This window comes from Streptomyces sp. NBC_01384 (genome assembly GCF_045040035.1).
Taxonomy (GTDB): Bacteria; Actinomycetota; Actinomycetes; order Streptomycetales; family Streptomycetaceae; genus Streptomyces.
The window spans coordinates 1,185,662-1,199,241 of record NZ_CP109559.1; the positions used below are offsets into that span (position 1 = coordinate 1,185,662).

The 13,580-nt window shown below is 70.5% G+C and carries 14 protein-coding genes; 5 read left to right on the plus strand and 9 right to left on the minus strand.

From position 1 onward, the window contains the following. Positions 1–41: 41 nt before the first annotated feature. From OG747_RS05135 to OG747_RS05150, 4 genes are all read right to left on the minus strand, one after another. Positions 42–1,256, minus strand: coding sequence for a sensor histidine kinase (locus tag OG747_RS05135; RefSeq protein WP_405878094.1), 1,215 nt, complete (start codon positions 1,254–1,256; stop codon positions 42–44). Between the two features lie 33 nt (positions 1,257–1,289). After that, positions 1,290–3,077 (minus strand): cation acetate symporter, encoded by a 1,788-nt coding sequence (locus tag OG747_RS05140; protein ID WP_405878095.1) that lies wholly within the window; start codon positions 3,075–3,077, stop codon positions 1,290–1,292. A gap of 66 nt (positions 3,078–3,143) precedes the next feature. After that, positions 3,144–3,503, minus strand: a complete 360-nt coding sequence (locus OG747_RS05145; RefSeq protein ID WP_405878096.1) for a hypothetical protein — start codon at positions 3,501–3,503, stop codon at positions 3,144–3,146. A 14-nt stretch (positions 3,504–3,517) separates the two neighbouring features. After that, a complete protein-coding gene (locus tag OG747_RS05150; protein WP_405878097.1) occupies positions 3,518–4,273 on the minus strand; it encodes a LytR/AlgR family response regulator transcription factor in 756 nt (251 codons plus the stop codon). A gap of 119 nt (positions 4,274–4,392) precedes the next feature. Between OG747_RS05150 and OG747_RS05155 the strand changes: the two genes are divergently transcribed. From OG747_RS05155 to rocD, 3 genes are all read left to right on the plus strand, one after another. Then, positions 4,393–4,896: an Lrp/AsnC family transcriptional regulator gene (locus OG747_RS05155; protein ID WP_405878098.1), complete on the plus strand. Its 504-nt coding sequence runs from the start codon at positions 4,393–4,395 to the stop codon at positions 4,894–4,896. 123 nt (positions 4,897–5,019) lie between these two features. Next, positions 5,020–5,841, plus strand: coding sequence for a dimethylargininase (gene ddaH, locus OG747_RS05160; RefSeq protein WP_405878099.1), 822 nt, complete (start codon positions 5,020–5,022; stop codon positions 5,839–5,841). Continuing rightward, a complete protein-coding gene (gene rocD, locus OG747_RS05165; protein WP_405878100.1) occupies positions 5,838–7,106 on the plus strand; it encodes an ornithine--oxo-acid transaminase in 1,269 nt (422 codons plus the stop codon). Before ddaH ends, rocD begins: the two co-directional genes overlap by 4 nt. Before the next feature lie 202 nt (positions 7,107–7,308). Here the strand turns inward: rocD and OG747_RS05170 are convergent, their stop codons facing one another. Both OG747_RS05170 and OG747_RS05175 read right to left on the minus strand, forming a co-directional pair. Then, positions 7,309–8,793, minus strand: coding sequence for a S8 family serine peptidase (locus OG747_RS05170; protein WP_405878101.1), 1,485 nt, complete (start codon positions 8,791–8,793; stop codon positions 7,309–7,311). 34 nt (positions 8,794–8,827) lie between these two features. Further along, the gene (locus OG747_RS05175) at positions 8,828–9,133 is read right to left on the minus strand and encodes a hypothetical protein (protein ID WP_405878102.1); all 306 of its coding nucleotides are present in this window, start codon (positions 9,131–9,133) and stop codon (positions 8,828–8,830) included. A gap of 200 nt (positions 9,134–9,333) precedes the next feature. On the opposite strand from OG747_RS05175, the gene OG747_RS05180 reads away from it, so the two are divergent. Both OG747_RS05180 and OG747_RS05185 read left to right on the plus strand, forming a co-directional pair. Beyond that, positions 9,334–10,059 (plus strand): lysophospholipid acyltransferase family protein, encoded by a 726-nt coding sequence (locus OG747_RS05180; protein WP_405878103.1) that lies wholly within the window; start codon positions 9,334–9,336, stop codon positions 10,057–10,059. A gap of 117 nt (positions 10,060–10,176) precedes the next feature. Beyond that, entirely contained in the window at positions 10,177–10,320 is a 144-nt protein-coding gene (locus OG747_RS05185; RefSeq protein ID WP_405878104.1) for a hypothetical protein, read from the plus strand. A gap of 45 nt (positions 10,321–10,365) precedes the next feature. On the opposite strand, the gene OG747_RS05190 is transcribed toward OG747_RS05185, so the two are convergent. The 3 genes from OG747_RS05190 to ureG all read right to left on the minus strand — a co-directional run bounded on the left by OG747_RS05190 (position 10,366) and on the right by ureG (position 13,533). Beyond that, positions 10,366–11,964: an alpha/beta hydrolase gene (locus OG747_RS05190; RefSeq protein WP_405878105.1), complete on the minus strand. Its 1,599-nt coding sequence runs from the start codon at positions 11,962–11,964 to the stop codon at positions 10,366–10,368. Positions 11,965–12,100: 136 nt separating this feature from the next. Beyond that, positions 12,101–12,859 (minus strand): urease accessory protein UreD, encoded by a 759-nt coding sequence (locus tag OG747_RS05195; protein ID WP_405878106.1) that lies wholly within the window; start codon positions 12,857–12,859, stop codon positions 12,101–12,103. After that, the gene (gene ureG / locus OG747_RS05200; RefSeq protein ID WP_405878107.1) at positions 12,856–13,533 is read right to left on the minus strand and encodes an urease accessory protein UreG; all 678 of its coding nucleotides are present in this window, start codon (positions 13,531–13,533) and stop codon (positions 12,856–12,858) included. Before ureG ends, OG747_RS05195 begins: the two co-directional genes overlap by 4 nt. Positions 13,534–13,580: the final 47 nt, after the last annotated feature.

Sequence of the window (13,580 nt, forward strand, 5' to 3'; positions counted from 1 at the left end):
CTCTCCGAACTCGCTCTCCGGACTCTCCGGACTCTCCGGACTCACTCTCTGGGCAGCCGTCCCGCCGAGTGCACGCCCGGCTGGTACTTCGGCAGCCGGGCGGTGATCTTCATGCCCGCCCCCACCGCGGTCTCGATGACGAGGCCGTAGTCCTCCCCGTACACCTGGCGGAGCCGGTCGTCGACGTTGGACAGGCCGATACCGTCCGAGGGGCTGACCTCCCCGGCGAGGATGCGGCGCAGCCGGTCGGGGTCCATTCCGGTGCCGTTGTCCTCGATGACGACCAGCGCCTCGGCGCCCGCGTCCTGCGCGGTGATGCTGATGTGGCTCTTGTTCGACTTGTCCGCCTTGCCCTCCAGGCCGTGTTTGACGGCGTTCTCCACCAGGGGCTGCAGACAGAGGAAGGGCAGTGCGACGGGCAGTACCTCGGGGGCGATCTGCAGGGTGACCGAGAGACGGTCGCCGAAGCGGGCCCTGACCAGCGCCAGATAGTGGTCGATGGCGTGCAGTTCGTCGGCGAGGGTGGTGAAGTCGCCGTGCCGGCGGAACGAGTAGCGGGTGAAGTCGGCGAATTCCAGGAGCAGTTCGCGGGCGCGTTCGGGGTCGGTGCGGACGAACGAGGCGATCACCGCGAGCGAGTTGAAGATGAAGTGCGGGGAGATCTGGGCGCGCAGGGCCTTGATCTCGGCCTCGATCAAACGGGTGCGGGACTGGTCGAGGTCGGCGAGCTCCAGTTGCACCGAGACCCAGCGGGCGACCTCGCCCGCGGCCCGGACGAGCACGGCGGACTCGCGGGGCGCGCAGGCGACGAGCGCGCCGTGCACGCGGTCGTCGACGGTGAGCGGTGCGACGACGGCCCAGCGCAGGGAGCAGTCCGGCTCGTCGCACCGGAGCCGGAAGGCCTCGCCGCGGCCGGTCTCCAGGGGGCCGCCGAGCCGTCCCATGATCTCGGTGCGATGGTGATCCCCCGCGCCGTCCCAGGCGAGGACCGTGTCCTGATCGGTGAGGCAGAGCGCGTCGGTGCCGAGCAGGGTTCGCAGTCTGCGGGCGGACTTGCGGGCGGTCTCCTCGGTGAGGCCGGCGCGCAACGGGGGCGCGGCGAGCGAGGCGGTGTGCAGGGTCTCGAAGGTGGCATGCTCGACGGGGGTGCCGAGCCCGCCGAGGCTCTCGGGCCGCGCGGTGCGCCGGCCGAGCCAGAATCCGGCCGCGAGCAACGGGAGTACGGCGACACAGAGGCCCGCGAGGAAGCCGCTCACGTCGTCACCGCCCCGCCCGGGAGTCGAGCCCGTTCATGCCGTGGCCTCCCCACGCGTGTCTTCCCGTACGTCTTCCCGTATATCCCCTCGTACGTCTCCTCGCGTCTCTGCCCGTACCTCTCCCCCGGCCAGCTCCTCCGGCAGATGGAACCGGGCCAGGATCGCCGCCGTCCCTGCCGGCACCCTCCCGGCCGTGACCAGCGACACCAGAACCATCGTGAGGAACCCGAGCGGCACCGACCAGAGCGCGGGCCAGGCGAGGAGGGCGTGCAGCGAACCCGAGCCCGGGTAGCCCGCCATGGTCGCGGCGACCGCGACGAAGGCCGCGCCGCCGCCGACCAGCATCCCGGCGGCCGCGCCCGGCGGGGTCAGCCGTCGCCACCAGATGCCGAGGACGAGCAGCGGGCAGAAGGAGGACGCGGACACGGCGAAGGCGAGCCCGACGGCGTCGGCGACCGGCAGCCCGCCGACGATCACGCTCGCCGCGAGCGGCACCGCCATGGCGAGCAGCGTGCCGAGCCGGAAGTGCCGTACCCCGCGCGAGGGCAGTACGTCCTGGGTGAGCACCCCGGCCACCGCCATGGTCAGTCCGGACGCGGTCGACAGGAACGCCGCGAAGGCCCCGCCCGCCACCAGCGCGCCCAGCAGATCCGCGCCGAGCCCGCCGATCACCCGGTCCGGAAGCAGCAGGACGGCCGCGTCCGCGTTCCCGGTCAGGCTCAGCTCGGGGGCGTACAGCCGGCCGAGCGCCCCGTAGACGGGCGGGAGGAGGTAGAAGGCGCCGATCAGGCCGAGGACGGCGACCGTGGTGCGGCGAGCCGCGACGCCATGCGGGCTGGTGTAGAAGCGGACGACCACGTGCGGCAGTCCCATCGTGCCGAGGAAGGTGGCGAGGATCAGTCCGTACGTGGCGTACAGCGGGCGTTCCTCACGGCCGGCCGCCGGCGAGGTCGACATGCCGCCGTTGCTGCCGCGGTCGGCGGCCGGAACCGGGTCGCCCTTGGTGAAGGTCAGCCGGGTGCCGCGCTCGATGTGGTGGACGCCTGCGGGGAGTTGGATCCGCGCGCCGTCGTAGCGGTGGCCGTCGACCGTGCCCGTCGCGGTGACACCGAGCGGGTCCGAGAGCTTCAGGTCGAGGCTGTCGTCGACGCGCACGGTCCGCTGCTCGCGGAAGGTCGCGGGCTCGTCGAAGGCGCCCCGCGCGGCACCGTCGGCCTGCCAGGCGAGGACCAGGAAGAGCGCGGGCACCAGCAGGGCGGTGAGCTTGAGCCAGTACTGGAAGGCCTGCACGAAGGTGATGCTGCGCATGCCTCCGGCGGCGACGGTGGCGACCACGACGACCGCGACGAGCACTCCGCCGAACCACTCGGGTGCGTCGGTCAGCACGGCCAACGTCAGCCCCGCGCCCTGCAGTTGGGGCAGCAGATACAGCCAGCCGACCCCGACGACGAAGGCACCGGCGAGGCGCCGCACCGGCTGCGAGCCGAGCCTCGCCTCGGCGAAGTCGGGCAGGGTGTACGCGCCGGAGCGGCGCAACGGGGCCGCGACGAAGAGGAGCAGCACGAGATAGCCCGCCGTGTACCCGACCGGGTACCAGAGCATGTCGGGGCCCTGGACGAGGACGAGGCCGGCGATACCGAGGAAGGAGGCGGCGGAGAGGTACTCGCCGCTGATCGCGGCCGCGTTGAGCCGGGGCCCCACGGTGCGCGAGGCGACGTAGAAGTCGGAGGTGGTCCGGGAGACGCGCAGGCCGAACGCGCCGACCAGCACGGTCGCCACGACGACGAGGGCGACCGCGGGGACGGCGTAGTTCTGATTCACGGTTCAGCGGTCCTCGTTCATGACTCGGCGGTCCTCGTTCATGACTCGGCGGTCCTCGTTCACGGCTCAGCGGTCCTCGACCAGGCGCACGAAGTCCCTCTCGTTGCGCTCCGCGCGCCGCACGTACCAGCGGGCGAGCAGCACCAGCGGCGGGTAGACGCAGAAGCCGAGCACGGCCCACTCCAGGCCCGCGCCGTCCGGCATCGCGGCGAAGACCAGGGGCAGCGGGCCGACGAGCAGTACGAGGACGGCTAACACCACCAGCGCAGTGCGGAGTTGACTGCGCATCAGGGAGCGGACGTAGGTGTGGCCGAGCGTGGTCTGTTCGTCGATCTCGGTCCTGGGCCGGTAGTAGCCGGACGTCCGGCGGGTGCGCCGGGGCACTCCGGTGACGACCACCCGGCGTTCGGTCGGATCCTGTGGCACGCCGTCCTCCCTCCTCAGCTCGTGGTCCGGCGCATCAGCAGATCGCGCAGTTCGCGGGCGTGCCGACGGCTGACCTGGAGTTCGACGGAGTCGACGAGGACGCTCACCGTGCCGGCGTCCAGGCGGAGTTCGCCGATGTGGCGCAGCGCGACGAGATGGCGCCGGTGGATGCGGACGAAGCCGCGCGAGCGCCAGCGTTCCTCCAGGGTGGAGAGCGGGATGCGGACGAGGTGACTGCCCTGGGCGGTGTGCAGGCGCGCGTAGTCGCCGTGTGCCTCGACGTGGGTGATGTCCTCGACGGCCACGAAGCGGGTGACCCCGCCGAGCTCGACGGACATGTGGTCCGGGTCGGGTTCGTGGACGGGTATCCGCGCTGCGGTTTTCCGGAGTTGGGCGGCCCGCCGGACCGCCTCGGCGAGCCGCTCCCGCCGCACGGGTTTAAGGACGTAGTCGACAGCCTTGAGGTCGAAGGCCTGGACGGCGAAACCCTCGTGGGCGGTCACGAACACGACGAGCGGCGGCGTGGCGAAACCGGTGAGCAGCCGGGCCAGGTCGAGTCCGTCGAGTCCGGGCATGTGGATGTCTAGGAAGACGACGTCGATCGCCTCGGGCCCGTCGGGTCCGGACTCCAGGGCCCGGTTGATCCGGCGCAGCGCCTCGGTCGCGTCGCTCGCGCCCTCGGCACTGGAGATCCGGGGATCGGCATTCAGGAGGTAGAGGAGTTCCTCGAGGGACGGTTGTTCGTCGTCGACGGCGAGCGCGCGCAGCATGAGAGTGGAGTGTAAGAGCGATTCGTATGCCTGGACATGTGCGGGACGTGGACGTTGTCGCTGGATGCGCGGGCATCGTCGCTGGTTGCGTGGACGTTGTCGCTGGATACAGTGCCGCCATGAACAGCAAGTCCGCGATGTTCGACGAACTCGACCGCAAGATCATCACGGCCCTGATGGCCAATGCCCGGACGAGCTTCGCCGAGATCGGCACGGCGATCGGGCTGTCCGCCACCGCGGTCAAGCGCCGCGTCGACCGGCTCCGCGAGACCGGGGTGATCACCGGGTTCACGGCCACGGTGAAGCCGACGGCGCTCGGCTGGCGCACGGAAGCGTACGTAGAGGTGTACTGCGAGGGCGCGGCGCCGCCCCGACGGCTCGCCGAGGTGGTCCGCAACCATCCGGAGATCACCGCGGCCATGACCGTGACCGGCGGCGCGGACGCGCTGCTCCATGTGCGCGCCACGGACGTGGAGCACTTCGAGGAGGTGCTGGAGCGCATCCGCGCCGAGCCGTTCATCCGGAAGACGATCAGCTACCTGGTGCTGTCCCATCTGCTGCCGGAGGCTCCGGAGGCCGGTGCGACCCACCCCGCCCCGGATGACGCATCAACCGTGCGCTGACCTCCTTAATTGCGCAGCGATGCTGCGCACACGCGCAGCTCTCGTCGCTTGTCGCCTGTATCCCCCGTTTCCTACCTTGGAGGCATCCCCGGTCGACACCGCACGAAGCGGAGGAACCTCTCTGTGCCCGACAGCCGTGTTTCGCGACCTCGGCGCTTTCTCGTCTGCGAACCCAGACACTTCGCCGTGCAGTACGCGATCAACCCCTGGATGCGTCCCGACACCCAAGTGGACGTCGATCTGGCCCACGGCCAGTGGAAGGCGCTGATCAGCGCCTATCGCGCCCACGGCCACACCGTGGACACCGTGGAACCGGTCGCGGATCTCCCGGACATGGTGTTCGCCGCGAACTCCGCGCTGGTCCTGGCGGGCCGGGTCTTCGGCTCGTACTTCCACGCCCCGCAGCGCCGCCCCGAGTCCACCGCGTACGAGACCTGGTTCAAGACGGCCGGTTTCGACGTCTACCGTCCCGAAACCATCTGCGAGGGCGAGGGCGATCTCGTCCCGGTGGGCCGGTATGTACTGGCCGGCACCGGCTTCCGCACGACCCCCGAGGCGCACCGCGAGGTGCAGGAGTTCTTCGGCGTCCCGGTGATCAGCCTCCAGCTGGTGGACCCGCACTTCTACCACCTGGACACGGCGCTGTTCGTCCTGGACGACAGGCACGAAGCGAACATCGCGTACTACCCGGAGGCCTTCTCCCCCGGCAGCCGCGAGGTCCTGGCCCGTATCTTCCCGGACGCGGTGCTCGCGACCCGTGAGGATGCGCACGCCTTCGGCCTGAACTCCGTCTGCGACGGCCGCCACGTCTTCATCGCGCCTCGCGCCGAGGCCCTGGCCGACCGGCTCGCAGGCCACGGCTACGTCCCCGTCCCCGTCGACCTCTCCGAGTTCCACAAGGCCGGCGGCGGCATCAAGTGCTGCACCCAGGAGATCCGCTCATGACCGCTCCCGCCCGTACGCGTACGTCCTCCGCCGCCCGCCCGTCCTCCACCGCCGGTACGCGCACCTCCGCCGAGCTGATCCGCGCCGAGGCGCCGGTCCTCGCGCACAACTACCACCCGCTGCCCGTGGTCGTCGCCCGCGCCGAGGGAACCTGGGTCGAGGACGTCGAGGGGCGCCGCTACCTCGACATGCTGGCGGGCTACTCGGCCCTCAACTTCGGCCACCGCAACCCGGTGCTGATCGACGTGGCCCACCGTCAGCTCGACCAGCTGACCCTGACCTCCCGCGCCTTCCACAACGACCGCCTGGCCCAGTTCGCGGAATCCCTGGCCGAGTTGACCGGCCTGGACATGGTCCTGCCGATGAACACGGGTGCGGAGGCGGTGGAGAGCGCCATCAAGGTGGCCCGCAAATGGGCGTACGAGGTGAAGGGCGTAGCCCCGGACCGGGCGACGATCGTCGTGGCCGCGGACAACTTCCACGGCCGTACGACGACGATCGTCAGCTTCTCCACGGACGAGACGGCCCGCGCCGGCTTCGGCCCCTTCACCCCGGGCTTCCGCGTCGTCCCGTACAACGACCTCGCCGCCCTCGAAGCCGCCGTCGACGAGACGACCGCGGCCGTGCTGATCGAGCCCATCCAGGGCGAGGCGGGCGTGGTCATCCCGGACGACGGCTACCTGGCCGGCATCCGCGAACTGACCCGGCGCACCGGCTGTCTGTTCATCGCGGACGAGATCCAGTCGGGCCTGGGCCGCACGGGTACCACCCTCGCCGTCGACCACGAGGGTGTCGTCCCGGACATGCTGCTCCTCGGCAAAGCCCTCGGCGGAGGCATCGTCCCCGTCTCCGCGGTGGTCGCGCGCCGCGATGTGCTCGAAGTGCTGCGGCCCGGCGAGCACGGTTCCACGTTCGGCGGCAACCCGCTCGCCGCGGCGGTCGGTTCGGCGGTCGTCGGACTGCTGGAGACCGGTGAATTCCAGCGCAGGGCGGCCGAGTTGGGTGCGGTCCTGCGGGACGGCCTGACGGCGCTCGTGGGCCGGGGCGTGGAGGGCTTCCGCGCGCGGGGACTGTGGGCGGGCGTCGACATCGACCCGGCCATCGGCACGGGGCGCGAGATCAGCGAGGGCCTGATGCGCGAGGGAATCCTGGTCAAGGACACCCACGGATCGACCATCCGACTGGCCCCGCCACTGACCATCACCGGCGAGGAACTCCAGTCCGCGCTGGGTGCCTTGGAGAAGGTTCTGACGCAAGGGGTCTGACGCACGGGGCCCGACGCCCGGGTTCTGCCACACGGGTTCTGACACACGGCGGCGCCTCAGGGGCCCGGTCACGCCTCGGCGACGCCACCGGCGGCCGCTGCCAGGGCCGGCACGCATCGGCGTAGGCACGTCGTGCCCCTGCCGACCGGCTCCACCGCCGACCGGCGTCTGCCCCGGGATTCCGGGGCAGACGCCGCGCCGCCTACGGGAACTGCGTGAGGACGAAGTCCAGCGCGGCACTGACATTCACCAGTCCGGCCCCGGTGGCCTCATCGGGGCCGGGACGGGCCTGGTTCCCGAATCTCGGGTGACACGTCCCGGTGGTGATGTCGGTCGCCGTCCTGGTGAAGGCTTCGGTCACCTGGGCCGGGGTGAGCCCCGGACGGGCTCCGAGCAGTACGGCCACCGCTCCGGCAAGCTGTGGTGCCGCCGCCGACGTGCCCGAGAACATGGCCCAGCCGTCGTTGTCCACCGTGCTGTCGGTCTCCGTGTCGTCGGGGGACGGCCGGCTCTCCGCGACGTCGATCTCGCAGCCGGGCGGCACCGGCAGCAGGAGGTACTGCGCCCGGGGCAGCATGCCGACCAGGCCGCAGACCTTGGGCACGACGACATCGCGGATCCAGGGGCTGATGTAGCCGCTCGCGTAGTTCGAGGCCTGCAGCTTCCCGTCCGGTCCCGCGAAGACGCCGCCGGCCGAGATCACACCCGGGACCTGCGGCTCGATCGAGAACTGGCCGTTGCCCGCGGAGAAGACGACGACGATGCCCTGCTCCACCGCGTCCAGGATCTCCATCGCCCACATCGCGTCGATCTGAGCGGGTGGTCCCACCGGAGGGAACTGCCCGATGTCCCCGCTCCACGAGTTCGTCAGCACCTGCGGGTGGTCCGACTTCGCGCGGACGAAAGCCGCCACGGCAGCGGTCAGGTGGCCCTGCTGATCGCTCGCCCGGTACGGGTGCAGCGTCGCGCCGGGCGCCACGGCGAAGATGTTCGCCGATTCGCCGGTACCGTGCCCGACGGGGTCTTCCCTGGGGTCGGTCCCCGGCACGAGCACCACGGTCGGGGCGATGCGGCAGGAGTTCGCGGCGAAGAAGGGATGCTGGAACTGACCCGTGTCCACCATGGCCACCTGGACGCCCCGCCCCGTCTCCCGGTGGTCGTGCGCTTTGGTGGCACCCAGCAGCCTGGCCACGTCGTCCGGCACCGCGAGATGGAATCGGTCGACCCGCGGTGGCGTGGCGGCCACCGGGAGAACGCGCGTGGGGATGCGCGGCTGTTCCAGTGCGACGGCTTCGATGGCGTCCTCGCCCGGCACGGCGCCCAGCCCGCGGGTATCCGGCTGTCGCTCGCCCACGATGTCCAGGTGCGTGACGGAGCGCACCTGGTTCATCTCGACCCGCTGACGCTCTTCGTAGGTCTCGACCCGTCCGCCGGTCAGCTGTTCGTACGCCGTCGGTGTACCGCTCACGGTGAATCCAAGGCGGCTCTCGGCCGTCACACTCAGCCCCGCGGCCCGCGCGTACTCCTTGGCACGGTCCCGGGTGTCGCCATCGGCCTGGAACGGCCTGGCCGACTCGAAACCGGCCGCCTCGTGCATCGGCACCTCGCCCTGCGACCGGGCGGAGACATAGCCGAATACGGTGTCCGGTACCTGTTGCCCATGCCTGGGCGCTGTCGGGAGTGTCATCTGTCCTCCAGAGGCAACCGCCCGGGCGCCTACGTCACGGGATCCGGTCACGAGCGCCGAGCGTCGGGGTGGGGAGCACAGTGACGGACCGCACGGTGTCCTTCAGATCGTGCGGAACTGGCAGTGTCTGGGGCCTTGAGCGCTTCTGCAGACGCACGCCGAATGCCTCGGTGAACTGCCGGCCCGATCCGGTGACGAGCGTTCCGGCGACCATGGGCACCACGTCGATACCGTGACGCGAGCACCACGCGGCCAAGTCATGGACGGATGCGTCGGCCCGCAACTCGGCCAAGGCCTCCACGAACTCCTCCTCGGGCGCGTCACCTTGCCCTGATGTCACTTGTTTCTCCTACTGGTTCACCCACCTCCTCAATCTTCACATTTCTTGCGAATCTTCGCAAAAGATGGTACGGCTCACCCGCACGATCGCACACGGTTCCGGCGGACCACGCCTGGACCTACACTGACACCCCACCGCATACCCGCTGACCTGCTAGAACGCGGCGGTTGAGCCGATCCGCAAGAGTGAGGAGCGACCCCATGTTCTATTACGTGCTCAAATATGTGCTTCTGGGCCCGCTGTTGCGGCTGATGTTCCGACCCCGGATCGAGGGCCTTGAGCACGTACCGTCGTCGGGCCCGGCCATCGTGGCCGGCAACCATCTGTCGTTCGCGGACCACTTCCTGATGCCCGCGATCCTCAAGCGGCGGATCACCTTCCTCGCGAAGGCCGAGTACTTCACGGGCCCCGGTATCAAGGGCCGACTGACGGCCGCGTTCTTCCGCAGCGCCGGGCAGATCCCGGTGGACCGCTCCGGCAAGGACGCGGGCCAGGCCGCGATCCGCGAGGGCCTGGGCGTCCTGCGCAGGAACGAACTCCTCGGCATCTACCCGGAGGGCACCCGCTCGCACGACGGCCGCCTCTACAAGGGCAAGGTCGGCGTCGCGGTCATGGCCCTGAAGGCCCAGGTCCCGGTCATCCCCTGCGCGATGATCGGTACCTTCGAGGCACAGCCGCCGGGCCAGAAGATCCCGAACATCCACCCCGTGGCGATCCGCTTCGGCAAGCCGCTCGACTTCTCCCGCTTCGCCGGGATGGAGAACGAGAAGGCCATTCTGCGTGCCGTCACCGACGAGATCATGTACGCCATCCTCACCCTCTCCGAGCAGGAGTACGTCGACCGGTACGCGGCCGACGCCAAGGCCGAGGAGGCCGCCCAGAGGGCCGCGAACGCCCGTAAGTTCCCGCGGATGCCGCTGAGTTGACCAACGGGACGGCTGGGAGGTGACGGCCGCCTCGCGCGGCGGGGGCACGGGCGTCGGCCGACCGGCCCGGCCGATCGCGTCGGCCCGGCCGTGGTGATGGGGGGCGAGAGGGGGAACGTGCCGCTGGACGGGCCCTCCACCGCCCCCGCCGTGGCCCGATCGCCCTGGTCGGCTCCGCTGCCCGTGATCCGCGACATGACCGCGGCGGAACGGGAGTTGGGCTACCGCCCCGTGGTCGGCGGCGCCTGGCTCGCGACATGAGGGAGGGGCGGCCGGATGTCCGGCCGCCCCTCCCCGCAGGACGAGTTACGGTACGGGCGTGGCGTGCGGGGTGCACGTCACGTCGGCCGTGTCCGTCTTGCCGGTGAGCAGGTAGGTGTCCACCCGCGTGTTGATGCACGGGTTGACCAGGCCGGTCACTCCGTGCGAGCCCGCGCCGTTCTCGGTGATGAGACGGGAGCCCTTGAAGCGCTTGTGCAGTTCGACGGCGCCGGGGTACGGGGTGGCGGCGTCACGCGTGGACTGCACGATCAGGACGGCCGGCAGACCCTTGCCGGTCTTGACGTTCACCGGGGTCTGCTGCTTGACCGGCCAGGTCGCGCAGGGCAGGTTCATCCACGCGTTGGCCCAGGTCATGAACGGGTAGTCCTTGTTGAGCCGCGTGTTGTCCTTGTCCCACTTCGACCAGCTGGTGGGCCACTTGGCGTCGGTGCACTCGACGGCCGTGTAGACGGCGTTGCCGTTCTCCGAGGTGATGTTCCCCGCGGTGTCGGACATGTCGGGGGCGGCGGCGGCGACGAGCGCCTGGGTGTCACCGGCGACGTACTTGCTGAACGCCGTCGCGACCGGCACCCACGACGAGTCGTAGTACGGGGCGCTCTGGAAGAAGGAGATCAGTTCGGCGGGGCCGACGACCCCACCGAGCGGGCTCTTCTTCGCGGTGGCGCGCAGCTTCAGCCACTGGTCCTGGACCTTGGCGCGGGTGTCGCCGAGGTGGAAGGCGGCGTCGTTCTTGGCGACCCAGTCCTCCCAGTCCTTCCAGCGGCCCTCGAAGGCGATGTCCTGCTCCAGGTTGGCCTGGTACCAGATGTTCTCCTTCGCCGGGTTGACGACACTGTCGACGACCATGCGACGGACATGGCCCGGGAACAGGGTGCCGTAGACGGCGCCGAGGTACGTGCCGTACGAGACACCCAGGTAGTTGAGCTTCTTCTCGCCGAGCGCGGCCCGGATGACGTCGAGGTCGCGGGCGGTGTTGGGCGTGGTCATCTTCGCCAGCATCGCCTTGCCGCTGCGCTCGGCGCAGCCGTCCGCGTACTCGGCGGCGAGCTTGCGCTGGGCGCGCTTGTCCGCCTCCGTGTCCGGAACCGGGTCGGCCTTGGGGGCCTTCACGAACTCCTGAGGGTCAATGCAGGAGATCGGAGCCGAGTGGCCGACACCGCGCGGGTCGAAGCCCACGAAGTCGTACGCCTTCGAGGTGTTCACCCAGAGGGGGTTCTTGGTGGTGACGCGGCGCGGGAAGCGCATGCCCGAACCACCGGGACCGCCCGGGTTGTAGACGAGCGCGCCCTGGCGCTCCTCCTTGGTCCCGGTGTTCCCGATGCGGTCGACGGCGAGCTTGATCTGCTTGCCGTACGGGTGGGCGTAGTCGAGCGGGACGGAGACCCAGCCGCACTGGATCGGCTTCTCGAAGCCCCAGTCGGCGGGACAGTCCTGCCAGTCGATCCCGGCCTTCTCGGCCCGGACTGCGGCGATCGCCGCACCGCGGGCCTCACGGTCCTGACCGTGGCGCGAGTCGGCGGTGGCCGACGGCGCCGCGACAGCTCCGGCAATCAGGGTCGCCGTGACGAGCGCTCCGGCCGAACCGAACGCGGTCACGCGTCTCCTCGGTCTCTTAGCCCTCAAGTGGGACCTCCCCGTACATCGTTGCGATTGGTACGGGGATCCTTTCGGCTGTGAGGTCCCTGAGAACAGGGGTGACCGGGCTTCTTTACTATTCCGATAACCGGAGTACGAAGTCCCGTTGAGCGGAGAGCAGTTCTCAGCCCAGTAGGCGCAAGGCCTCGTCCAACACCCGCCGCAGCCGCAGCGCGTCCGGCGCCAGCGCGCTCACCAGAACCGCGGGACCGGCAAGCGGCGCGAGGGCCGCGTACTCCCCCAGCAGCCGCGCCTGGGGCAGCTCCCGCGCGAACTCCGGCCGTATGACGACGAGTTGTCCCAGCGCGCGATGCCCCCCAAGAACCGCCGGCCCGTCCCAGCCACCCGGCGCCCCGGGACCGCAGGACAACTCCTGGTCCAGCAACGGCCGTTCGTCGAGCCGTACGGTAAGACGACTGGTGAGCCGTCCGGGTTGCTCGCCGACGCGCCCGAGCACCTGCTCCTCCCGGAAGACGAGCCGAGCGCCTCCCCGGAGCTCGACACGCGACGACACATACAGGTCACTCCCCTGGGCGGAGATCAACTGCTCGGGCAGCCAGCGCAGTTCACCGCCGTCGGCAACGCTCAGCCGTACGTCGTAGCGGGCCTCGCCCTTGGCCTGACCCGGCAGGGCGATGGTCGCGGCGGCCGACCCGACGTGTAGCCGGGCCCCCTCGGCGACCTCCGCCTCCACCGCGAACCGGTCGCCGCCGAGCGGACCGCTCATCGCCCCGACGAGCATGACCCGCGCCTCGTCGCCGCTCGCCCGGGTGCGGCGCAGAGCGATCGGCCCCTCACCCTCCAGCACGGGCAGCGCGGTACCCCCCCGCCCGTCGGCCCGTGCCCCGATCCGCGCGGTGGCCCGCACTCCCGCTGTGGTCATGCCGTCCACGCGGCGAGCCGTTCCCGCACCCAGTCGGCGACGGCCGTGACCCCGCCCTCGGTCCGCAGCGACTGGAAGACGACGGGCAGTTCGGCCCGCTGCGCCTTGGCGTCCGCGGCCATCCGCCCCAGATCGGACCCCACGTACGGCGCGAGGTCGGTCTTGTTGACGACAAGCAGGTCGGCGGTGGTGACACCGGGCCCACCCTTGCGCGGAATGTCGTCCCCGCCCGCCACGTCGATCACGAAGATCTGCGCGTCGACCAGCCCCTTGGAGAAGGTGGCGGTGAGGTTGTCACCTCCGGACTCCACGAGTACGAGGTCCAACGGCCCCACCTCGTCCTCCAGATCCTCCACGGCTTCGAGGTTCGCGGAGATGTCGTCCCGGATCGCGGTGTGCGGGCAAGCCCCCGTCTCCACGGCGGTGATCCGCTCCGGCGGCAGCACGGCCTCCCGCAACAGGAACTCGGCGTCCTCCCGCGTATAGATGTCGTTCGTGACGACCGCGAGCGACAGTTCGTCGCGCAGGGCGCGACACAGCGCGGCCACGGTCGCGGTCTTCCCGGACCCGACGGGCCCACCGAGCCCGATACGCAGAGCTCGCCGGGAGCCGTCGGGCCGATGAGCGTCGGCGCTGACGGCTGAGGGCCCGTCGTGGGAGTGGTCAAGATGCACGGTACGGCTCCAATTGTTCTTTCAGCCCGGTCAGGCACCCCCAGCCC

Coding starts and splice junctions, on each gene's coding strand:
- OG747_RS05180 (WP_405878103.1), top strand. CDS start 9,334: ATGTTCTATTACGTGCTCAAATATGTGCTTCTGGGCCCGCTGTTGCGG.
- OG747_RS05170 (WP_405878101.1), bottom strand. CDS start 8,793: ATGACACTCCCGACAGCGCCCAGGCATGGGCAACAGGTACCGGACACC.
- OG747_RS05150 (WP_405878097.1), bottom strand. CDS start 4,273: ATGCTGCGCGCGCTCGCCGTCGACGACGAACAACCGTCCCTCGAGGAA.
- rocD (WP_405878100.1), top strand. CDS start 5,838: ATGACCGCTCCCGCCCGTACGCGTACGTCCTCCGCCGCCCGCCCGTCC.
- OG747_RS05155 (WP_405878098.1), top strand. CDS start 4,393: ATGAACAGCAAGTCCGCGATGTTCGACGAACTCGACCGCAAGATCATC.
- OG747_RS05195 (WP_405878106.1), bottom strand. CDS start 12,859: ATGACCACAGCGGGAGTGCGGGCCACCGCGCGGATCGGGGCACGGGCC.